The sequence below is a fragment of the Allomuricauda sp. ARW1Y1 genome (assembly GCF_013407935.1).
Taxonomy (GTDB): Bacteria; Bacteroidota; Bacteroidia; order Flavobacteriales; family Flavobacteriaceae; genus Flagellimonas.
Genome location: NZ_JACBZU010000001.1, coordinates 1,003,333 through 1,025,599, shown reverse-complemented (window position 1 = coordinate 1,025,599; position 22,267 = coordinate 1,003,333). Strand labels below are relative to the sequence as shown.

General features: G+C 44.7%; 19 protein-coding genes. All 19 read right to left on the bottom strand.

The window, feature by feature from the left end; genetic code table 11:
• Positions 1 to 17 precede the first annotated feature (17 nt).
• The 19 genes from GGE08_RS04635 to sprA all read right to left on the bottom strand — a co-directional run bounded on the left by GGE08_RS04635 (position 18) and on the right by sprA (position 22,263).
• The gene (locus GGE08_RS04635; protein ID WP_179383702.1) at positions 18 to 1,136 is read right to left on the bottom strand and encodes an efflux RND transporter periplasmic adaptor subunit; all 1,119 of its coding nucleotides are present in this window, start codon (positions 1,134 to 1,136) and stop codon (positions 18 to 20) included.
• 39 nt (positions 1,137 to 1,175) lie between these two features.
• A complete protein-coding gene (locus GGE08_RS04630; protein ID WP_257023949.1) occupies positions 1,176 to 2,375 on the bottom strand; it encodes an ABC transporter permease in 1,200 nt (399 codons plus the stop codon).
• 59 nt (positions 2,376 to 2,434) lie between these two features.
• Positions 2,435 to 3,664 (bottom strand): ABC transporter permease, encoded by a 1,230-nt coding sequence (locus tag GGE08_RS04625; RefSeq protein WP_179383700.1) that lies wholly within the window; start codon positions 3,662 to 3,664, stop codon positions 2,435 to 2,437.
• A complete protein-coding gene (locus GGE08_RS04620; RefSeq protein ID WP_179383699.1) occupies positions 3,657 to 4,358 on the bottom strand; it encodes an ABC transporter ATP-binding protein in 702 nt (233 codons plus the stop codon). Before GGE08_RS04620 ends, GGE08_RS04625 begins: the two co-directional genes overlap by 8 nt.
• Before the next feature lie 108 nt (positions 4,359 to 4,466).
• Positions 4,467 to 5,567 carry an efflux RND transporter periplasmic adaptor subunit gene (locus tag GGE08_RS04615; protein ID WP_179383698.1) on the bottom strand — a complete coding sequence of 367 codons (1,101 nt, stop codon included), beginning with the start codon at positions 5,565 to 5,567 and terminating at the stop codon, positions 4,467 to 4,469.
• A gap of 33 nt (positions 5,568 to 5,600) precedes the next feature.
• The gene (locus GGE08_RS04610) at positions 5,601 to 6,857 is read right to left on the bottom strand and encodes an ABC transporter permease (RefSeq protein WP_179383697.1); all 1,257 of its coding nucleotides are present in this window, start codon (positions 6,855 to 6,857) and stop codon (positions 5,601 to 5,603) included.
• A gap of 10 nt (positions 6,858 to 6,867) precedes the next feature.
• Positions 6,868 to 8,112, bottom strand: coding sequence for an ABC transporter permease (locus GGE08_RS04605; protein ID WP_179383696.1), 1,245 nt, complete (start codon positions 8,110 to 8,112; stop codon positions 6,868 to 6,870).
• 103 nt (positions 8,113 to 8,215) lie between these two features.
• Complete coding sequence (locus tag GGE08_RS04600) at positions 8,216 to 8,428, bottom strand: hypothetical protein (protein ID WP_179383695.1); 213 nt, start codon at positions 8,426 to 8,428, stop codon at positions 8,216 to 8,218.
• A gap of 6 nt (positions 8,429 to 8,434) precedes the next feature.
• On the bottom strand, positions 8,435 to 8,971 hold the full coding sequence (locus GGE08_RS04595; RefSeq protein WP_179383694.1) for a DUF420 domain-containing protein: 537 nt from the start codon (positions 8,969 to 8,971) through the stop codon (positions 8,435 to 8,437).
• The gene (locus GGE08_RS04590; RefSeq protein ID WP_179383693.1) at positions 8,968 to 9,711 is read right to left on the bottom strand and encodes an SCO family protein; all 744 of its coding nucleotides are present in this window, start codon (positions 9,709 to 9,711) and stop codon (positions 8,968 to 8,970) included. Before GGE08_RS04590 ends, GGE08_RS04595 begins: the two co-directional genes overlap by 4 nt.
• Positions 9,692 to 10,324, bottom strand: coding sequence for a hypothetical protein (locus tag GGE08_RS04585; RefSeq protein ID WP_179383692.1), 633 nt, complete (start codon positions 10,322 to 10,324; stop codon positions 9,692 to 9,694). The genes GGE08_RS04590 and GGE08_RS04585 overlap by 20 nt, the downstream gene beginning before the upstream one ends.
• A gap of 70 nt (positions 10,325 to 10,394) precedes the next feature.
• Positions 10,395 to 10,778 carry a cytochrome C oxidase subunit IV family protein gene (locus GGE08_RS04580; protein WP_179383691.1) on the bottom strand — a complete coding sequence of 128 codons (384 nt, stop codon included), beginning with the start codon at positions 10,776 to 10,778 and terminating at the stop codon, positions 10,395 to 10,397.
• A gap of 15 nt (positions 10,779 to 10,793) precedes the next feature.
• Complete coding sequence (locus GGE08_RS04575) at positions 10,794 to 11,771, bottom strand: cytochrome c oxidase subunit 3 (protein ID WP_179383690.1); 978 nt, start codon at positions 11,769 to 11,771, stop codon at positions 10,794 to 10,796.
• Between the two features lie 92 nt (positions 11,772 to 11,863).
• Positions 11,864 to 12,445 carry a heme-copper oxidase subunit III gene (locus GGE08_RS04570; RefSeq protein ID WP_179383689.1) on the bottom strand — a complete coding sequence of 194 codons (582 nt, stop codon included), beginning with the start codon at positions 12,443 to 12,445 and terminating at the stop codon, positions 11,864 to 11,866.
• A 2-nt stretch (positions 12,446 to 12,447) separates the two neighbouring features.
• Positions 12,448 to 13,350 (bottom strand): heme o synthase, encoded by a 903-nt coding sequence (gene cyoE, locus GGE08_RS04565; protein WP_179383688.1) that lies wholly within the window; start codon positions 13,348 to 13,350, stop codon positions 12,448 to 12,450.
• A gap of 157 nt (positions 13,351 to 13,507) precedes the next feature.
• Positions 13,508 to 14,212, bottom strand: coding sequence for an energy transducer TonB (locus tag GGE08_RS04560; protein ID WP_127142294.1), 705 nt, complete (start codon positions 14,210 to 14,212; stop codon positions 13,508 to 13,510).
• Between the two features lie 63 nt (positions 14,213 to 14,275).
• Positions 14,276 to 14,683, bottom strand: coding sequence for a VanZ family protein (locus GGE08_RS04555; protein WP_179383687.1), 408 nt, complete (start codon positions 14,681 to 14,683; stop codon positions 14,276 to 14,278).
• Entirely contained in the window at positions 14,676 to 15,056 is a 381-nt protein-coding gene (gcvH, locus tag GGE08_RS04550) for a glycine cleavage system protein GcvH (RefSeq protein ID WP_127142292.1), read from the bottom strand. The genes GGE08_RS04555 and gcvH overlap by 8 nt, the downstream gene beginning before the upstream one ends.
• A 103-nt stretch (positions 15,057 to 15,159) precedes the next feature.
• Positions 15,160 to 22,263, bottom strand: a complete 7,104-nt coding sequence (gene sprA / locus GGE08_RS04545; RefSeq protein WP_179383686.1) for a cell surface protein SprA — start codon at positions 22,261 to 22,263, stop codon at positions 15,160 to 15,162.
• Between the last annotated feature and the right edge of the window lie 4 nt (positions 22,264 to 22,267).

Here is a 22,267-nt window from a genome sequence, read left to right as displayed (position 1 = left end):
ATATTGGTTGGCCTGTCTTATTCTTCGTCAGATCGCTTCTCCAACTTGTTCCAAACCTTGATTTTGTCATCCTCGGTAATACCCGATACAATTTCTACATCGATACCGTCGCTTACACCCAATTCCAAATCCCTGCGTTCAAACTCGTTCTCGGCCACCTGTACTTCCACATAAGGTTTCTCGGTTTCCTTATCGAACTGGAGCAATGCTTCTTTTATGGACAGTACGTCCTTCCGCTCTTCCAATACAATGGAAGCATTGGCACTATATCCGGCACGTACGTATGAGGTGCTATCACTAGGCGTTACATCAAGATCACCTTCTATTTTAAATTGAACGGCACCTTCTTCCTCAACACCTTTTGGGGCGATGAACTTTAACTTGGCGTCGAACTTTTGCTCTTCCAAGGCTCCCAAACTGATTTCCAAAGGCATGCCCACGCTCAACTTGCCTACTTCGGCTTCGTCCACCTCTCCTTCAAAGATCATTTTGGACATATCGGCTATGGTAGCAATGGTAGTACCTTCGTTAAAGTTGTTACTTTGGATTACTTGATCCCCTTCTTTTACCGGAATCTCCAAAATAGTTCCGGATACGGTAGCCCTAATATTGGTGTTGGCACTGGCCGAACCTCCCGCAGAACCTTTTCTAATAATTTGATAATCGGCCTGGGCGTTTTTCAACTCCTGCAAGGCTTGCTCGTAAGTCAGCTTTAAGTTGTTATAATCCTGATTGGAAATAACACCCTTGTCAAAAAGAGTTTTGTTCCGGTCATATTCCAATTTGGCATTGTTCAGTGCCAACTCTGCATTACGAACCCTACCGGCCGCTTGGTTCAAGGATTGTTCGTTGGGAACCACCTTGATCACGGCAATCAGGTCTCCAGATTTTACTTGGGCACCTTCTTCCAGCATTATTTTATCAATGATTCCGGAAATTTGGGGTTTGATGTTGATCTCGTCCTCGGGAATCACTTTACCGGTTACGATGACTTTATTTACAATGTCCTTCTTTTCTGCTGTTTCGGTTTTATACAGCTCTACAGGAGTACTGTTCTGCTTTAAAAAGTAGACTACAGCGGCCAAAATACCTATAACCACTACCCCTATTAATCCGTACTTTACATACTTGTTCATTCTTGCTTATTTGATTTCGTTATTTAATTGTATTGATGATTATTCTTCCCGTAATGCGTCTATGGGTTTAATTTTTACTGCACGGTTGGCTGGCAATAGGCCAATGAGCACGCTCAGACCTACCATTAAAATAAATGATACGATGAACTGAGGCACACTGATCATGGGTTTCACGAACGGGAAATCATCCCCGCTGCCAAACATGGCGTCCAACGCCGACAATACCCCTACTGCGATGGCAAAACCGACCAAGCCAGCAAATGCGGTCAATACGATGGCCTCTACCACAATCTGACGCTTCACAATGACTGGGGTTGCCCCAAGTGCCCTACGCACGCCTATTTCCTGGGTACGTTCCTTTACCGTGATCAAAAGGATATTACTGATGGCGATGACACCCGCGAGCAGGGTAAAAATCCCTACAAAAAAGGAGAACCCTTTGAGCACCATGGTAAACCCGGTAATATTGTTGAATATTTCGGACATATCGAAGCTGCCTATGGCACGTTCGTCATCCGGATGTATATCGTACTTGGCTTTTAAAATGCTTTTGATTTGAGCCTCCACAAACGGCACAGGCGTATTCTCTTCAACGGCAATGGCCATCCATCCCATACGATCACCTGAATTAAAGGCTTTTTGAAAGGTACTGAACGGGATGAACACCGCGTTCTCACCATCAATATTGATGTTGTTATTGGGTTTATAGATTCCCACTACGCTAAAATATACCCCATTGATACGGATTTCCTCGCCAATCGCTTTTTCGCCTTTTTCAAAAAGGAGCTTATAGGTTTCTTCCCCAATGACACAGACTTTTTTGGAATCTTCAATATCAGTCTGGTTTAAAAACCGGCCTTCCACCAACTTCTTTTTGGTGATATTGTCAATTTCAGGATAATCCCCATATACGGAGGAACCACTTGTCTGTCCATTTCTGTATACGCTTACGGTACCTCTATGGCTAGCCAACTCAATACGTGGCGCAAGGACTTCAATTTCAGGAATCTGTCTTTTCAGGATGTCCGCATCCTCCAACTTGTATCGGATTCTTCTTCCACGCTCAAAGCCCTTATAGGGTTCGGAGGTGGATTGACCCCAAACAAACAAGCTATTTGAAGCTGTGCCTGCAAAAAGTTTGTTGAACCCGTTGCTCATCCCGTTGGCAGAACCTAACAACAATACCAAGATGATCATAGCGAAGATAACCCCCAACATGGTCAAAAAGGTCCTGAACATGTTCTTGCCCAGAGTATGAAATATTTCTATCCACAAGTCTTTATCAAATAACCACATAACTATTTATCACTTAGTGCAACAATGGGTTTAACGTTTGCGGCCTTCATAGCCGGCAACAAGCCAGCCAATACTCCTGCAATGATCAATATGATGGTCGCAGTGACCACCACGGAAAGGCTTACGGAAGGATTGCTGAAGGCTGGTGTCTGGATTGCAGGTCCTACCGCAGCCAGAATCATCCACGCAAAAGCCAATCCCACAAAACCAGAGATGGCCGTGATAAAAACAGATTCCAACAACACCAAATTTATAATCTGGCGCGGTCTGGCACCCAAAGCTTTTCGCACCCCGATTTCCTTGGTTCGTTCCTTGATCGTAAATACCATAATGTTACCGATTCCTACGATTCCAGCAACCAAGATCAAAAAACCTACACCAATACCAATAGCTTTGAGCACCGCGGTAAAACTGCTGATATTGTCAAAAGCCTCGGCATAATTCCAAACATAGAGTCCAGCTTGGTCTTCGGGTGAAATCTTATACCTGCGTTTCATTAGGATTTCCAATCTTTCCGAAAACTCCAGGGCTTCCGAAAGGTCGTAATTGGGATTGTACGTTAGGGCAATGGCATTGATGTCGTTGGTGTTACTGTAAATCCGTTGGTACGTACTTACTGGCGCATAAATCATTCGTTCTGCGTTGTCGTCCCCATCATCCGTAAAGATTCCGATGACCCTGAACGGTAATCCATTGAATTGGACAAATTTCCCTAGTGGGTCTTCATCCTTAAAGAGATCTTCAGCTACTTTTCTTCCGATAACAGCCACCTTGGCCTTATTCACAATATCGGCCTCATTGATATACCTACCTTCCATTACCAAGGTTTTTTCTATGGCCTGATGATCGGGATGTACTGCCTGTACGGAGTAGGACCCTGTTTCGGCTTTATACCTTGCCGTCGCATTGGCATAGTACCTTGCACTGATGTATTCTATATCGTTTGGGAAGCTTTGTTTGATGTACTCCAAATCATCATTCTTGAGCTGGATGCGTCTGCCGGCTTCAAAACCGCCATATGCCTTGGATGTGGTTCCAGGGCGAACAAAGATGGAGTTGGTGGCATCGTCATTGAACTGCCCTACAAAACCATTCTGCATCCCATTTACCGAGGCCAACAGCATCACCAGAATAAAGATGGCCCACCCCACTGAAAAACCAGTCAAAAAGGTCCTCAGCTTATTGGTCTTCAGCGTGTTGAAAATTTCCTGCCAAACGTCGCGATCAAACATACTGTTCCGCTCTTACTTGTTCTACTTTTTTATCTTCCACAATTACCCCATCCTTTAGGTGCACAATACGTTTGCACATGTGGGCAATATCTTCTTCGTGGGTTACCACCAAAATGGTGTTTCCGTCGTCGTTAATTTTTTGGATAAGGTCCATTACTTCGTAAGACGTTTTACTGTCCAAAGCACCGGTGGGCTCATCCGCCAAAAGGACTTTGGGTTCAGCAGCCATGGCACGGGCAATGGCCACCCTTTGTTTTTGTCCTCCGGAAAGCTCACTGGGCAAATGTCCTGCCCATGGTTTTAGTCCTACGCGCTCCAAATATTGCATAGCTTTTTCTTGTCGCTCCCTTCTTGGCACCTTTTGGTAATACAACGGAAGGGCAACGTTCTCCAAAGCGCTCTTATAGTTGATTAGATTAAATGACTGGAATATGAATCCCAAGAATTTGTTTCGGTATTGGGCTGCCTTGGTCTCGCTCAGATTTTTGATTGGCACGCCATCCAAGGTGTACTCCCCTGAGTCGGCTCCGTCCAGCATTCCCAAAATGTTCAACAAGGTGGATTTACCTGATCCCGAAGATCCCATAATGGCCACAAGTTCGCCTTCCTCTACTTTAAAATTGATTCCCTTTAAAACATGAAGGGAATTGCTTCCCATTTTATAGGATTTATGAAGATCTTTGATTTCTATCATGATTGATGATGTTAGCTATCTTACGTTTACCTCTGCAAGTAAGACATTAAAGTTGTTAAAATGTTACAAGATTTTTTACTTTTTTTTCGAAAGGGTGGTTTTTAATGCCTATTCCTTGGCCAATGCGTTCCATACCTTGACCTTGTCACTGGCTCCCAAACCTGACTTGACCTCTACGAATATGCCATCGCTCACGCCAAGCTCCACCTCTTTTCTTTCGAATTGCTGGTCGGCGGTTTCCACCTCAACATACGGTTTTTTGGTCTCATCATCAAATTGCACCAAGGCCTCCTTTACGGCCAACACGCTATCGGCCCTTGCCAAAATAATAGAAGCGTTCGCACTTAGTCCAGCGCGAATAAAAACGGTATCATTCTTCCTGAGGGTTCCTTTGATCTCAAACTGAATGGCCCCATTTTCCTCCTTGCCTTTAGGAGCAATATAGTCGAGCACAGCGTTGAACACTCGGTTTTCAATGGCACCTACCGTAATTTCCAAGGGAAGGTCTTCCTTGATTTTCCCCACCTCCGATTCGTCTACCTTTCCTTCGAAGATCATTTTGTCAACATCGGCTATGGCTGCAATCGTGGTACCCTCATTAAAGGTATTGCTTTCGATGACCTGATTGCCCACTTCCACGGGCACTTCCAAAACCATTCCGCTTACGGTGGCACGTATCAAGGTGTTGGCCGAATTACTCAAACCGCTGGTGGTACCCGTCTTTACAATATCATATCGTTGATTGGCCGCTGCATAGGCCTGCTTGGCCTGGTCGTAGGACACTTCCGCCCTTTCCAAATCCGCTTTTGGGATAACGCCCTTGCCAAATAGATTGGATTGGCGCTCGTAGTTCCGTTTTTGATCGTCCAAATTGATCTTGGCCTCATTAATGGCGTTCTTGGCATCATTGAGTGCAGAAAGATTTGGCACTACCTTGATTTTTGCCAACAGATCACCAGATTTGACATAATCGCCACCTTCCACATAGATTTCCTCGATTACACCCGAAATATTAGGTTTGATCAACACCTCTTCCAAAGGAAGGATGCTTCCCGTGGCCACGGCCTTTTTCACAATAGTCTGTTTGGACGGTGTTTCGGTTTCGTACACCACAGGGTCTTCCGCATTTTTTTGATAGAGATAGTACATGGAGCCACCGAACACTATTACGATGAGCAACAAGATGACAATGGTTACCGATTTTTTCATTTTACGTATTGTTAATTGATTGATTCTTATTTTTTATTCTGTTCGCAATGCTTCAATAGGCCGCACCTTTATGGCGCTCTGTGCAGGAATAAACCCGGCAAGAAGCCCTGACACCATCAAGATGGTGAGAGCACCCGTTACCACGCCCACGCTTACACTTGGATTCATGAACATATCTACGGGCCCTACGCTATCCAATAGTGAGTTGATTCCGAAAATGACCAACGAGCCAAAAATAATCCCTACCATACCCGAGATCAGGGTCAGGAAAATGGACTCCATTAAAATTTGCTTTTTAATGGACCATGGCTGTTCTCCCAAAGCCCTTCGGATACCGATTTCCTTGGTCCGCTCCTTTACCACGATGAGCATTATATTGCTTACCCCGATAATTCCGGACAGCAGCACCATGATCCCTACAATATAGGCGACTCCTTTTAATGCCCCGAAGAGGCTCTCCACACGATTGTATTGTTCGTACAGATCAAAGTAGCCGACGGCTCGGGTATCTTCCGGATGGACTTTGTGGCGTTTTTTCATGACATCCACAATCTTATCCTTTAGCTGGGAGATGGAACTACCATCGTTGGCCGTAATGGCCATCCACCCTACATCCTCTCCGCGGTTGAATGCCTGAGAAAAAGAGGTAAAAGGCACGAAAATCTCCTTTTGGCCCTCTTCGCCCCCATCACTGGTGTTCTTTTTATAAGTACCGATGACCATAAAGTTGACTCCCTGTATCTTGATGTAGGTGCCCAATGCATCTTCGTCCTTATCATAGAGGTCGTTCTTTACCCCTTGACCTATAATGGCCACTTTTCTTTTTTCCTTGATGTCGTTATAATTGAGGAAACGCCCCGAAGTAACTGTCATGGGATCCTGATTGATAATTTCCGGATAATCGCCATAAACATTGAACGCTCCTGTACGGGTACCACGCACCACATTGTTGTTGCCTCCAAAACCACCCAATTGATTTCTTGGGGAAATAAACCTAAGGTTGGGCACATTGTCCCGCAATGCCTGCACATCGCCTATCTTAAACTCAAAGCGTCGTCCCTTGGGCAAGCCCTCGTGGCCCTTGGTGGTGGCACGGGTCCACATAAACATGGTGTTGGTGGCAATGTTCCCAAAATCCTGTTTGATACCATTTTCCAAACCCTTGCCGGCCGCCAACAGTACGATAAGGATAAAGATGCCCCAGCAAACACCAAAGGCCGTAAAAATGGTACGCCACACATTGGTAGTGAGCACCTCTATAATTTCACGCCATCTATCTTTATTGAACATATCGGTTAGGTTATTCGTCCCTCAAGGATTCGATTACTTTTACTTTTGCAGCGCGGTACGCGGGCACAAAACCGGCCAAGGTTCCAGCCACGATGAGCACAATTACGGTAGAGAAGGCCACATTGAAATTTACGGAAGGGTTCATGATGTAGTCCACTTCGATATGGGGACCTACAAGTTCCAACAATGCCATGCTGAAGATAAGTCCACCAAAGCCAGAAATTGCGGTCACAAAAATGGCCTCATGCAGAATCATGGCAATGATTGACCATGGCTTGGCACCCAAGGCTTTTCGAATTCCTATCTCGCGGGTACGCTCCTTCACTACAATCATCATAATATTGCTTACCCCAACCACCCCAGCGATAATGGTGCATACGCCCACGAACCAGAAAAACAGTTTTATGTTATTGGTAAGTCCATAGTAGCGTTTGGCCTCTTCCATGGCGCTCCATACCTCAATGGCACCTGTATCGTCTGGAGCCACCGTATGGGTCTGCTGTAGGTATTGTTTTAGGTCATCCTTAAAATTTACAGCCTGAGCCACCGCAGCATCAAAATTATCTACCGGGGGCAAGGTAAAGGACATATTGTTGATTCTATTGCCTCCATTAAAAGTGCGTTGCGCCGTAGAAATGGGTATGAATATATTTTCTTCTTCCCGTTCGCGCATTTCTTTAAAGACTCCGACGATTTTAAAAGGAATGCCCGAAATATCGATAAACTCCCCGATGGGCGTTTCGACGTTGCCAAAAACATCCTTCTTTATTTTGTTCCCGATGACGGCCACTTTTCCATTGGAAATTTCATCTTGGTAATTAATGAACCTTCCTTCGGCCATTTGGGCATTATCAATAAATTGAAAATCGGAGCCTACCCCTTGAATTCCATAAATCAAGGCTTCCTTTCCATAGTTCACGCTGACGCCCCGAACAAATATCCTACCAGAACTGTACTCAATATCCTCATTGAACATGGTACTAGCCTTGTCATAATTTTCATTGACCAATTGAATGCGTCTTCCCGGATTGAGTCCTTTGTATTCTTTGGAGGTAACTCCCGGCCATACCCACACACTGGTGGAGGCATCTTGTTTGAATTCGTTTTCGATACCATTGCGCATGCCTTGCCCAAATCCCAAAAGAATGACCAAAATAAAGATACCGGAGGCTACGGAGAGACCGGTCAAAAAGGTACGGAGTTTGTTCTTTCGTATGGTGTCAAATATTTCTTGCCACCGCTCCAAGTCGAACATAGGTCAGCGATTTTGATTGATGAACGCCTAAGCGTATATCTATAAGACAATCAAAGTCGCAAAATGTTACAGTTCTGGTCGAAATTTATGGGAATAGAGCGGGTTAGGCCCGCATTTTTCGGTAAATGAAGTAGAAAAGTCCGGCTACCAGCACATAAGGCACCGCCATCAAATACACGATACCATTGTTGATGCCTTCGGCCGTTCTGCCATCGGCCTCACTTTCCACCACTGCGCGACACATAGCACACTGGGCATCCGCAACGGTAGGGAGTACCAATAGAAGGATAATGATGAGGAAGAATCGTGTTTTCATAACAAATCAATAGGGGTAATAAGGTGAAATCATCAGATAGACCAAAACCCCGGTTACCGCCACATAGAGCCAAATAGGAAATGTATACTTTGCCCATTGCCTGTGGCTTTCAAAATCATCCAAATACACTTTGGAATAGGTGATGAGCACTAACGGTATTACGGCAATGGATAGCACAATGTGGGTCATCAATATAAAATAGTAGATGTATTTGATGGGCCCCTCACCACCAAAAACGGTCGATTCCGATGTCATGTGATAGGCTACGTACATCACCAAAAACAAGGCTGAAAGCACAATGCAAGTGGTCATTAATTTTTGATGCGTCCTTTTCTTACCATTTTTTATGGCTATGACCGCTACAATTAAAAGAATGGCGGTAAGTCCATTTATGCTCGCGTAGATCGGCGGAAGAAATGATAGGGGTTCTGCATTGGGAATTTTATATCCGAACAATAGGGCAACCACTAAGGGAATTGCAATGGAGATAACGGTAATCCATTTGTTGAACCGTTTTTCCTTTAAGGTAAGTTCATCGGTCATTCTGCCAATAGTTTTTTAATGTCCTCTTTCAAAATGCTTATCTGCTGGGTCTCTCCATCAGAGTTGACTCCTTGCTCCTCGGTTATGGTTCCACGATAATAGATCAATGGGTTACCAAATTCATCTTCCCGCGAACGAATATACCCATTTTTGTCAACCAATGCGAACATCCCGGAGTGCTCAAAGCCGCCTGGCGCCTCTTGGTCCTCGTTTGCAAAAATGTAGAATCCTTGCTGGGCCAATTCATATATTTTGTCCTTATCACCAGTCATCAAATGCCAGTCCTTATCCGTGATTCCGTATTTGTTGGCATACGCGGTCAGTACCGTGGGCGTGTCATATCTTGGGTTGATGGTAAATGAGGCTACGCCAAAATCTTCACTGCCCTTGAAGGTTTCCTGCAATTCTACCAAGTTCTTGGTCATAATGGGGCAAATCGTAGGGCAAGTGGTAAAGAAAAACTCGACTACATAAACTTTTCCAAGATAATCCTTATTGCTGATCAAAACGCTGTCTTGATTATAGAACTCAAAATCGGGAACCTTACGTTTTTCCCCTTGGTTGACCACAAAACCCACTTCCTTGTTCTTGGAAATACTGCTCATACGGTCGTTCTCGACCACTGTACCACCTTTTACCCGTTTTGTGATTTCGTACACCGCAAAGGTCCCGAAAATCAATATGATGGCGGATACCCAGATATACGTATACTTCTTCTTGCTATTTGATCCTGTCGGCATTGTTCTTTTTTAAGGCCAAACGATATTCTGCCAAGATAATCTTGACATCGTCGACCATTTTGTTATTCAGTTCCGCAACGGACGAGGTGTCGAACCCATATTTGGTCCCTTCATCCTCATCATCTGTTCTACCCCTTAGCTTTAGGTCTTTGTCGATAATAAAAACATAGGGGGTGGACAACTGGTTGTCCAAATCAATATTGCTGTCCAAGGAGCTAAAAAGACTCTTGATCTCCGCTTCTGTACCGTAGGCGAAGTACCATTTATCCACATTGGAGAGTTTACCCAATTCCGCTTTCAATTCTTCCACTTGCTCCTGTTTGCCTTCCGGCACCACCATCACCATTTGAAAATCGTTGAACTCCCCAAATCTTTTATAAATTTTTTGGTTCAGGTTAAAGGCGTTCCCTTGCATGGCTCCAATGTCCGTACCAAAAAAACCAAGAACCGTTATCTTGCCCTTCAATTGCCGTGCAGGATCTATCTGGGAAACATCCATCACATTTTCGGTAAGGGTGGGTAGGCGGCCAAAGTTATTCACTCCGGAAGCAAAAAAGAGATAAACCACCACTGGGAGTATAAAAAGTATCCCTAAAACTATTTTCTTTTTCATAGTATTTCAGCCCTACAAAAATAAAAAAAGACGGTTGGAAAACCGTCTTTTAAATTTGTTAAATACTTGTTTAGAAGTCCCAAGTCACGAATCCTTCCGTGAAAACGTTATGGATATAATCCGCCTCGAAAAGCAAAATGAATATCAAATAACAGATAAGGAAAACAGGGACCCAAACAATTACCCTTCTCAATGAAGTTTTTTCGTCTCTTAGGTGCATAAAGTCCCATGCGATGTAATAGGCCTTCACTAAAGTGAGGATAATGAAAATCCAGTTGAGCAACTTCATCCCAAGGAAGTAATTATCCGTTAAAAACGCTGGCTTAACAATACCCAATGCCACCTCAATGGCGGTCACTATGGAAAGGAAGATAAGTACGCCCCAAATCTTTTGGGTGTTCGACTTAAATTTTACCAGTCCTCTAAAAATCTCAAGTTTATGTTCGTGTGCCATGTATTGTCAATGTTTTTATACCAAGTAAAAGAATGTAAATACGAATACCCATACCAAATCCACAAAGTGCCAGTACAGTCCAACCTTTTCCACCATCTCATAGTGACCTCTGCGTTCGTAGGTACCCAAAATCACATTAAAAAAGATGATGATGTTGATCACTACGCCCGAGAATACGTGAAAGCCGTGGAATCCGGTGATAAAGAAAAAGAAATCGGCAAACAGTCGGTGTCCGTATTCGTTATGGATCAAATTGGCACCTTCCACCACTTGATTGGCTTCCAATATTTTCGCCAAGGATTGTTTTCTATCCAAAACTGTTTTTTCGCCTTCTTCGTTCAATATTTCGGTGCGGATCAGAATATTGGGCGTTGCCTTGAATCCTTCCACAACTTCATTTAAGGAGTAGGATGTTCTATATCCTTCTGATTGATACCAAATTCCCTCGCTGGCCTCATGTTTTACCCTTTCCTCTGGTAAGGTTTTTGCAAAATCCGCCAAAGCCGCTCTCTTACCGGTTTCGGCATTTACAAACTGAAGGATTCTACCTGAGTTGGTCTCGACCGCTCCGTAATCCCCTTTGATAAACGTTGCCCATTCCCAAGCCTGTGAACCAACGAAGATGGCACCACCAATAATGGTCAGGAACATATAAAGAATGACACTTTTTTGCTTCATCTTGTGCCCTGCATCCACAGCCAATACCATGGTTACGGAAGACATAATCAGGATAAAGGTCATAAAGGCTACGTAGTACATGGGCGCTTCTACACCATGCAAGAACGGAAAGTGGGTGAACACTTCATCGGCTATGGGCCACTGTTCAATGAACTTAAATCTAGAGAAACCATACGCTACCAAAAACCCAGAAAAGGTCAAGGCATCCGACATGATAAAGAACCACATCATCATTTTTCCATAGCTAGCACCTAGGGGCTGATTTCCGCCTCCCCAAACGCTGTCTTCTGTACCGGTACTTACCGTTGCATCCATAAAAAAGGTCGTTTTATTAAAACTTTCACAAATTTACATTTTTTGATGTATTGTAAAAGACAAACTTGAGTGAAAACTGCTCCAAACAAGTTTTATTTCACGAAATACATAAATAGAATTAGATATACCCAAATAAAATCCAAAAAATGCCAGAAGGTGGCGCCAAGCTCCAATCCCAACATATTTTCCGGGGTATACTTATTTCTGAGTTGCTGCACCAATACCACCGAAAGTGATATGAGACCTGCCACTACGTGGGCAATGTGCACCGCTGCCAGCAAAAATACGTAGGACATCTTAATATTGCTCGTTGGACCCGTAAAATAATATCCATTTTCCAGCATCTGGGAAAACCCGACAAACTGGAGGGATATAAACGCAATCCCTAAGACAAATGTGACCACCAAGAAGAGGGTTCCCATTTTTTGATTGTCCTTTGCGACAGCCTTTTTTGCCAATAAATAGGTAATGCTGCTCAAAACTATGATTGCCGTACTAATATAGAAGGCACTTGGCAAATCCAAATCGCTTACCCAATCTTCCCGCTTGCTGCTCACAATATAGGCGCTGGTCCAACCAGCGAAGCCCATGATCAAACTCACAATACCGAACCAGAGCATCATTTTCTTTGCCCTTCTGTTCTTTTCCTTTGCTGTTCCTTGGGTTAAATCCATTATTAACTTATAAACTTATCTATTACGTATACTACTTGAATCAATGATATGTAGGTGACACTTGCCAACATCAACTTTCTTGCGGAAGTATTGTCCCGTTTTTCATATAGTTTGAAAGCGAAGAACAACATGACCAATCCCGACAACAATACAATGACTGCTGCTGGTATGGAGAGGTGCAATCTTCCCGTGAATCCGAAAACGGGGATAATGGAAATCACGATCATCCAAATGGTATATAGAATGATTTGCAATGCGGTTCCTTTATCCTTGTTCCCTGTGGGCAACATTTTAAATCCAGCCTGCTTGTAGTCCTCATCCAACATCCAGCCCAATGCCCAGAAATGGGGAAACTGCCAAAAAAATTGAATCATGAACAGGGTACCGGGCTCTATGCCAAAATCGTCCGTGGCGGCCACCCATCCCAACATAAAGGGAATGGCTCCAGGAAAGGCTCCCACAAAAACCGCAAGAGGCGATTTCGTTTTTAAGGGCGTGTACACACTGGTATACAAAAAGAGCGATATGGCACCGAACATGGCTGTCTTGGGACTAAGTGCCAAAAGGGACAGCACCCCGAGAACCGTCATTAAAATGGCAACCACCAACGCGGTCCGTACCGACATTCGGCCAGAGGGTATGGGCCTATTTCGGGTGCGTTTCATAAGGGCATCCAAATCCCGCTCTATAATTTGGTTATAGGCGTTGGATGCACCTACCATGCAATATCCTCCGAACATCAGCAATAAGAGAGACAACAAATCAATCTGATAGGCCCCCAAGAGATATCCTGCAATGGAAGAGAACACCACGCTAACGGCCAACTTGGCCTTGGTAATCTCCTTAAAATCGGAAAATAGTAAGGAAAGCGTGTTATTTTTTACGGAACCTACGGCAGACTTCATCCACAACTATATTGGCTGGCAAAGATAACGCCAGAGCCTATCTTTTGCAACCAAAGCTCACGTTTTATGATTCTTATAGCAATTGAACAAAAAAAAGCCCAAACAGTTTGCTGTTCGGGCTTTTTCCATTCCTGCCTCGACAGGAATTTATAAATTTTTATTGCAACTTAAAGGTAATTGGAATACTGAATGGCACCTTAACTGGACGACCTCTTTGTTTTCCAGGGGTCATCTTTGGCAATTTTTCAATGATTCTTCTTGCCTCGGCTTCCAAGTTTTTATCTGGACCACGCATTCTAATGTTACCTATGCTTCCATCTTTTTGAATCACAAAAATAACACTAACCCTACCTTGGACTCCCATTTCTTGGGCGATTTCTGGGTAGCGGAAGTTTTTACGAATGTGGTTCTGCATCATTTCTTGGAAACATGCCTTTTTATCCTTGGCGTTCTCACAACCTGGAAAAACAGGCACATCCTCAATTACGGCGAAGGGTACGGAAATATCTTCTTCCACTTCTTCCACTTCAACCTCTTCGATTTCTATAACCTCTTCTTCTTGGCTTGTTTCGGTAGACTCGATTACGGTCTCTTCCACTTCTTCTTCATCCTCTACAACCTCGATAACTTCGGGGGCAGCAGGTGGCGGTGGTGGCGGTGGAGTCTTTATCTGCTCTGTCATCGGCACTTCTTCGTCCAATTGATCTTCAACATTCATCGAAATGTCGTAGTTATTGGCCTTGTCGTACTTTTTCCACTCCATGGCTCCGTAGACCAATGCCAAAACAGCAGCCAATCCTATAACAAAGTACAGGGTACTGTTTCTTCCTACGTCTGCTTTCGGGTTCTTTTTTGGTTCCATCCTTTTTCTCCTTTTCTAAATTTAGTGTTTGCTAATTTAATTATTAATTGGTTAAATAAACAATTAAAATTTCCATTTTAACGGGTTTTTCTTGGAAAAAACCCACCGAATTAGTCCTATTCCTGCAAATGCTCCCAATGTATTTGCAAAAACATCGCCCAACTCGGCCATACGATCTGTGGTCAGTGTGTACTGTAAGATCTCAATAAGTATACCATATATAATGGCCAAAACCAAAACAATCCTAGTCGTTTTGACCAGACCTAGGTTTCCCATGGTTCTTTCCCTTACACTCATGCAGCCTACAAAGCCGAACACCAAGTAGAATATAAAGTGGGTGATTTTATCGGCATAGGGAACATTAAAACTCCCCGGGTCCAAGTCCATGGCTGGGAAAGAAAATAAGCTGAGCATGGTGATGACCACTACCCAGCTTATAAATAATAAGGTATATCCAATTGTTTTACGCACCGATCAATTCCTTGTAGTCGTCGGCACTCATCAGACCGTCGACCTCCGAAGGGTCACTTATTTTAATTTTGATCATCCATCCATCACCATAAGGGTCGGTATTTACCTTTTCTGGTTCGTCTTCCAAGGACTCATTGAACTCCACGATTTCACCACTTAGGGGCAAAAACAAATCGGAAACAGTTTTAACGGCTTCCACAGTTCCAAACACTTCCTCTTTGTCCAAGGTTTCGTCCAAAGTCTCCACTTCCACATAAACAATGTCACCCAATTCGCTTTGGGCAAAATCCGTGATTCCTACGGTAGCGGTATCTCCATCTATCTTGACCCACTCATGGTCCTTGGTGTACTTTAATTCTGATGGTATGTTCATTACTCTATTTTTGAATTAGTAGATGGGCAAATGTAACTGATTGCCGAAAGCTTTTCAAGCAAACATGTGGACAAAATACGAGAAAAATGGATTCTACCGGTAATTAGTTGCCAAAGTTGTACCGCAGTGTAAAGCCTGCATTGATCGTGGTCTGCGGAAATGCGGTGGAAACGGCAAATTCCGAGAAAGCATGATCGTAAAAGAAAAGGGCATTCAAACTTTTGCTCAAGGCGTAGTCCGCGGTGAACTTTACGGACATCAACCGTTGTCCGGAAGTAATCTGGTTGTTATCGATATCCAAATTGCGGATGATGGTAATGTTATCGCGAAGCGAAACGTCCGCCTTCAAGTTAAGGTCCCCTTTGAGCCTTGTCTTTTCACCTCCAATATTCGTCACGAATTTCACATCCTTGAAACGATACCCTAATCCCACGGTGTATTCGTCACCGTTGATTTCCGTTAGAAGATTATTGTCGAAACTTAAGGACAACGTTCGGCTGGTGCGAATCTCTCCCAAAAAGCTAAAGGAATTCTGCATTTCAAAATCCACTCGAATCAAAGGACTGAACTCATCGGTCAGCACCACATTGTTGATGAGCGTCTTTGGAAGCAAGTCCCCATTTTCAGGGTCAAACGTGGTATTCTGTCTTTCCAAATTGGTCTGGAAAGAGTTTACACTGTAGGCAGCCCGATACCCATGGCTCAAGGAAAAACGCTTGAATTTCTTTTTGAACCATCTGTTCTTCATCAAACCGGTGTACTTTACATTCCAGTTTGGAATCGGGATTTCACGAAAGGCATCCATATTTACCCGGTTTACATCCTGACCTGTATAGGCTGCAAAGAATGCAGGCAATAATACATCTTGTTGTGTTTTGCCGTAGCGTTCTGGGAAACCATCCTCATCCAAGGTTCCAGGTGTTTCTCCCCTATCCGATACCAATCGGTTCGCTATGGTTATTCTATTTTGTTTGAATTGCTCAAAGGTTTCAGAGTCAAACTCATCGCTCTTTCGGAATACGGTACCGATCATGACCGTTGAAATACTGAAGTTGCCCATTTCGTTGATCAGACCATCTTGTCCATTGGCCCATTCCCCGGGGCTATAACTTTCCTGCAAGGAGCTCATAAAGTTTCTATCCGCATTCAAATCGATGGTCAAATCCTGAGTAGGCTGTGCGGTTGCCGTGATATTGAGCTGCTTGTTGGTATTTTGCATAAACTGACGGCTGTATTCGGGGTAATTGGTCAACCATCCATTACGCGCCGCCTCGAACCTTACATCGGCCTGACTTCCAAAAACAAAGCCCAAGGTAGGCCTCGTGGTACCAATAAATCCGATGGATTGCGTATATCCGGGCAATACGGTTCCGCGGTTTTCACTGTAATTCACATTGACCCGCTTTACCATAGTAAGCACATCCACCAAGGTATTGAAGCCTTTACTGGTCTTTTTGGGAGCATTGTCATCCTCACCGTTGGCGGGATTTCCTGCTTTGTCCCTTCTCACTGCAGCTTGCGTAGCGGTTACCTTCCCGTCGCGCTTTTTAAGTCCCAAGAAATCGTACAGTCTCTGCATGCTCATGTTGGCCGTGAGGCTATGGGTACTTGCATTTTGCACCACATTGATGTCCTCGTTGGCCACTTCGCGCAATGCATCACCACCACGCTGCCAGTCAAAATTACTGGTGTAGGTATATTGTGCGTTGATAAAATTGAGGAACGGTATTTTGCTAAAGGGCAGTTCGTAATTCAATTGCATCTGCTGGGCGTGCCTGTTGGGCTCACCTACATCAAAAAATCCATCCCAAAGATTTAGGGTTTGGTCGATTCCAGAATCAGGGTCGTCATCCACATTAAAGTAGTTCCGGACGATGTTATTGTTGGATGCGGTTAAATTCAACCGCAAGGATTTCGTCAAACTGTAGTTAAGGGCATATTGCCAATTGAAGAGATAATTACGCTGTTGCAATAAGGGCAGTTCCAACGCTTCAACCCCTGGCTCCAATACATCCCTGTATCGCTGTTGATTAAAGGAACGGTTGTAATTGGCGTTTACGGACAAACTTGTGGGCAAGGCATTAAAGTTCAAATCTTTGAGCCATTGCCAGTACTTGCCCGTGAGCACAGAATCTTTTTTGGCAAAGGGCGCCACAGGTGCGGGTTTAAAGTTATGGTTGTACACAAACCCAGTGGTCACGTTTTGGTCCCTAAGTTCGGCCACCTCAAAATCTCGATGGTCGGTCTCGTTGTAGGAATAATTAAAAGTGAAGTTCTCCACATCGAAGAAATTCTCCTCGGCTTCCTCTCCCCTATTTTTTCTTACCCCGATAAGGTTGATGCTGGTCCGCTTGGTATAATCCTCCGCCTGCTCTTTGATGGATTCGGCCTCTTCGGCCGTTGCGGCTGCCGCAATTCTGTCATCCAAACGCAGATCATCGTATACCGGGTCAAATTCCGGAGTGATCAAGGTTTCTGAAATCCCGTAGTTGAAGGGCAATTGCAGGTTCCACTTTTTGGGGAATAATTGGCCCACGTTTACATTGGTCACTACATCATACGAAATGGCGTCCTCCAAGGCACGTTCAATCGGGGTTTGGTCGATGGAGCCAAAACCTGAAGTGCTTCGGCTTCCGGTTGCGGTGACGTTGGCAAAATCGGCCATATTGGCGTCCAAGGCAGCGGTTGCGGCCCAACCTCCACTGTTTTGAAGGCCGGCCAAACGCAATTCGTTGAACCAGACTTCGCCACGGGCCGGAAGGTCGTCAATGTTCTTGACACCTACCATCATGCCCCGGATACTTCCCAACGACGGATTACCTCGAATCCCGATCCTGATTCTTCCCAAGGTACGGGGCGCAAATTCATCAACCAGAACGGCTTCACCATCCACAATTTCATAATAATTGATGTCATCCAAAGTTTGATCGGATATCCCCTTTGACTTCACCTTGTTCAAATCGCTGAGGGCGACATCTATCTCATTGACATCGGGCCAAATTTCCTCGGCCGATGTGGAACCAAAGGGCGTAAACTGAAGCGGAAGCTCTATCTGATAAAAATTTTCCGTGAAATCGGTACCTATTCGTAAGAAACCGACCAAAGGCGTATCGCTATCGGAATAATCCGTATTGAATATTTTTTCGGCATGCATGAACATTTTTAAGCGCTCATACTGGCGGACATCAATGTTCACATTTTTAAATACCCCTCTGGAATCCTGGGACTCCAAATTCTCCACCACAAAGGAAAGGGACTGCTCGTTCTGGCGGATGATGGTATTGTTGTTGTTCAATTGTTCCCGGATAACACCTGGGGGCAATACGTAGGGAATAGGCTGTCTACCAAAATTTTCCTCTATATTGACAGTGTTCACATCGGTTACCGTTGCATCATCGGAAGGGTCGTTGTCCACATCGGGTTGCAAAGATCGGGTGAATGTCCTCCAATCACCTCGAACCAAATCCAAGGTGGCAAATCGCAGTACTACATCATCCGAAAAGCCGGTAAGGTACATCCGCATGAAGCTGATGGACCTAAAATCGGAGATTCCGCCTACGGCATCGGTGAAGTCGCTCAGCGGGATTTTATACTGTATCCATCTGCGGTTCAATTGGGTCCCATTGGGCAATGTTGGGGTCAAACCTTCGCGAATGTCGGTCACGTACTTATCATCAACCGTGGTATTGGGTTTTATCTGGATGCGATACTCGTAATAACTGTTTACGGTATTCATGGTCAAATCGCGGTCAATATCCTCCACATCGGGCAAGGTAGTGGAACCCCGATTGGTATTGGTTACGGCAACAGGAGAGTTACCTTCTGTATTGTTGAAGTCCAAATACCGCTCCAAGATACTACCTTCCCTATTCAAATAGTAGCGATAGTTATCCAAGGCAGGGTCTTCTGCTGGGCCATTGTAGATGGTGGCCTCGGCAGCGTCATCATACCCATCCAGACCAAGGTCTTGGGCGGCCCTGTTGGTTTCATCGGCATCAAAGGCATACACCAAGGATTGGGTAGAGGGCACTTGACCCCAAATGGTTTCCCTTGGTATCTCATTATTGGTGCTGGCGGGCAAACCGTTTTCGTATTGTTTCCTTCCATCCCTTAGGATGTCCTCCGATATATTACCCAAATTGAGCACCAGTTCACCCACGTTGGCATCGGTAGTTTCCCCGTCTATGTAGGGATCCAACACCCAAAACTGCACAAATTCCACGTTGGATTGCTCAAAATTGGTACTGCTCAAAGGCCGCATGATTCCACCCCATTTTGCATCAGGGGTTTCGGTTTCAAAACTTGGGTTGGCGTTGTACGGTCCTTTTTGATTAGGGTAGTACACAATATCCAAAGTACTCTGCACCTGGGTCTGCCCTTGGGCAATATCGGTTTCGGTAAAGACCTCATCAATAAATACGCGACGCGTAGCGTTTGAGGAAATATCGTTATCGGACATTCCTGCGGGACGTTGGTTCGTGTAAAAAATGGGGTCAATGGTGTACCAGGCCATTTTGGCCCGCTCAAAGCCCACATCGATGCCAGTTCTATCATTTATAAATTCCACCGGCGGGCTCGCCAAGCTCCATCCCAAGGAAGAACGGATATCAATCAGTGCTTGGGCTCCTTCAAAATCATCCAAATACGTGGTGGTCTCACCTCTAAAATCGGCATTTTTTGGTGAATTGGGCCTCAAGAAAGCCACTTCGCCCCTCAAGGATAAATTGGAGGGCACATCGGTATCAATGTTCGGTAATTTATTGGCCAATCGGGTCAGAAATGGTATTTCCGTGCTAAAATTACCATTCAGTCCAAAAATGGTATTGTTGACTGGCTCAATGCCATAGTTTGATTTTTGGGTCAATGGGCGTTCGTTCAAATTGAGAAGGGTTCCGCCCAAAACAAAGTTCTCGTTGAACTTGTGCTCCACATTTACCCCGGCAAAACGTCGGGTCTGCTGACCAAACACTGCATTGTTCTCCACAGAAATATTGATGGGTGTATTGGATGCCTCCAAACTAGGATCCAAAAGCTGAACCGTTCCTGCCTGATAGTTCACGGTATAATCGATACCCTCCTGCAATTGACGCCCACCTGCCGTAACCGTAACGGAACCCTGCGGCACGTTGAACGCTCCAATGGGAATTCCGTTATTGGATTGAGAGGTGTACCGACCCTTGATCTGGAATCGGTTTTTTTCCGCATCCTGTAACGATGCCGCCTTGGTCTTGGCATACATATTACGGAACACATATTTTCGTTGGTTCGGATTGTACCCTTGATCCTCTTCCACATCGTAGACCCCACCTCCCAAACGTTCAAAAAGGTATTCCCCAAACGGTTCCACTTTGGTGAAAATGATCCGGCCCGATTGGGAATCCACGGTAATGCCTTCCACATAATCAAAAAATCCGTCCCCGCCAGCCTGCACATCGTTGTAAATGTTCAAACGGTCCAAATTGAAAACGTTGAGCAAAATTTGGTCTTCCAACCCGGATGGCCAACCTGCGTTGGGGTCAACAGGGGTGATATAGTTTCTTGGCGTTGGATCGGAATACAGGATGTTGAGTTTAAAATCTTCTTGGCTCAATTGATAGGCTCCTGTGGAATAGATATTTTTCATCATCAAATCCCAAATGGGATCCTGAACATTGGTAATGTTACTTTTGAGCAACTTCAATACCAATGCATTGTTTTCTATCAAATTGGAATTGGGCGGCACGGTGGTGGCGTCCACTCCACCATTGGCAAATTCCCCCACTTGGAACACCTGTCCACCAAAGGTGTATTGAAAGGCAACGCCCAACACCTCATCGTTGCTCAAACTTTGACTAAGCGAAATATATCCCAATTGGGAATCGAACTCATAATCCCTTCCGGGTTCCAGCTTTCGGGCATTTTCCAGAATGGCATAATCAAATCCTTCGTTTACACTGTACCCGGGAACATTGAAACCGGATGCTGCGGTAGCGATATCCCGTATGGCAGGTGTTAGGGCACCGCTCCCAATTTGATTGGGATCATACGCGTTGGCCGCATTCTGTGGAAGTCCTGTTGCTACCGCCGAACCATTGAAAAAGCCAGCTGGGTCTCCGTTGTTGATACCGATACGGGTATTATCGGAAAGGGCCTCTCCCAAATCTTGGATGGCCACTACATTTCTAACATTCTGTGTCTGCTGGTTTCGGTTGGTTACCCAAACCTCCAAGCGGGTAATCTGCACCTGGGTCTGGATAAAGGGATAGAATTCCAAGGCCCTATCATAATTATCTCGAAAATAGTGTGCCAAGAAAAAGTGACGGTCCTCGTCATAATCCAAAGCGGTCAGGGCAAATTCGTTGACAGTGCCACCGCCCTGTGCTACCACGGTATTGTTTTGGGAACGCTGTTCGGAAAAGACGGCCGTAACCGTAGTTTTTCCAAATTGAAGTTGTGTTTTAACCCCAAAAAGACTCTGAGCCCCGGTGATCAGGGAACTGTTGAGCGGCATGTTCACGTTACCGACCTCAATTTTCCGAAGGATATCGTCCTCCGTTGGGGTATAGTCCAGTTTTACCAAATTCTGGAAATCGAATGTGGCTTCTGTGTCGTAATTGGCGGTCACCTGAAGCCGTTCCCCCACTTTCCCAAGCAAACTCAAACTGATGCGCTGATCAAAGTCAAAAGAAAGGTTGGTTCGGTTTCTGGGCGAAAGCGCCGGGTTATCATTTTTTTGCCATAAGATCCCTAGGTCCATGGCCACGGACCCTTGCGGAATCACCTCGATGGTATTGCCCCCAAAAATGGTCTCAAAAAAGTTATTGTTGACATAGAAATTGGGCAGCAAGTTTTTACGTGCTTCATCACTTCCCGCCTTTTTGCCGGAATAGGCATCGGCCTTTTGCTTAAAATAGGCTTTCATTTGCTCCTTTTCCACCAAATCGTAGTACTGTTCTGGCGTAAGGATTACGGGGTAATTTACATTGAAATCACCAACACTTTCCGTGTATACATAGGTATTGGTCTTGGGGTCGTAGGTATACTTGGCAACAATGCTGTCCGGATTCTCCAAAATAAGGCGGCCAAGCTCAACTCCAGTTTTTGTGGAATCCTGAGCTTGTTCATTGGTTTCCTGTCCCAGCAAAGTGGAAATGGACAGCAAACAAACAACAAAGAAAATGTACTTAAAACGTGTTGGTTTAAGTATTGGTTTTGCCCCTTTTTTCAAACTA

Coding starts and splice junctions, on each gene's coding strand:
- GGE08_RS04600 (WP_179383695.1), bottom strand. CDS start 8,428: ATGAAAACACGATTCTTCCTCATCATTATCCTTCTATTGGTACTCCCT.
- GGE08_RS04570 (WP_179383689.1), bottom strand. CDS start 12,445: ATGGATTTAACCCAAGGAACAGCAAAGGAAAAGAACAGAAGGGCAAAG.
- GGE08_RS04595 (WP_179383694.1), bottom strand. CDS start 8,971: ATGACCGATGAACTTACCTTAAAGGAAAAACGGTTCAACAAATGGATT.
- GGE08_RS04635 (WP_179383702.1), bottom strand. CDS start 1,136: ATGAACAAGTATGTAAAGTACGGATTAATAGGGGTAGTGGTTATAGGT.
- GGE08_RS04585 (WP_179383692.1), bottom strand. CDS start 10,324: ATGAAAAAGAAAATAGTTTTAGGGATACTTTTTATACTCCCAGTGGTG.
- GGE08_RS04560 (WP_127142294.1), bottom strand. CDS start 14,212: ATGGAACCAAAAAAGAACCCGAAAGCAGACGTAGGAAGAAACAGTACC.
- cyoE (WP_179383688.1), bottom strand. CDS start 13,350: ATGAAGTCTGCCGTAGGTTCCGTAAAAAATAACACGCTTTCCTTACTA.
- GGE08_RS04610 (WP_179383697.1), bottom strand. CDS start 6,857: ATGTTCAATAAAGATAGATGGCGTGAAATTATAGAGGTGCTCACTACC.
- GGE08_RS04605 (WP_179383696.1), bottom strand. CDS start 8,112: ATGTTCGACTTGGAGCGGTGGCAAGAAATATTTGACACCATACGAAAG.
- GGE08_RS04580 (WP_179383691.1), bottom strand. CDS start 10,778: ATGGCACACGAACATAAACTTGAGATTTTTAGAGGACTGGTAAAATTT.
- GGE08_RS04625 (WP_179383700.1), bottom strand. CDS start 3,664: ATGTTTGATCGCGACGTTTGGCAGGAAATTTTCAACACGCTGAAGACC.
- GGE08_RS04630 (WP_257023949.1), bottom strand. CDS start 2,375: ATGTTCAGGACCTTTTTGACCATGTTGGGGGTTATCTTCGCTATGATC.
- GGE08_RS04590 (WP_179383693.1), bottom strand. CDS start 9,711: ATGCCGACAGGATCAAATAGCAAGAAGAAGTATACGTATATCTGGGTA.
- GGE08_RS04575 (WP_179383690.1), bottom strand. CDS start 11,771: ATGGATGCAACGGTAAGTACCGGTACAGAAGACAGCGTTTGGGGAGGC.
- gcvH (WP_127142292.1), bottom strand. CDS start 15,056: ATGAACATACCATCAGAATTAAAGTACACCAAGGACCATGAGTGGGTC.
- GGE08_RS04615 (WP_179383698.1), bottom strand. CDS start 5,567: ATGAAAAAATCGGTAACCATTGTCATCTTGTTGCTCATCGTAATAGTG.
- GGE08_RS04620 (WP_179383699.1), bottom strand. CDS start 4,358: ATGATAGAAATCAAAGATCTTCATAAATCCTATAAAATGGGAAGCAAT.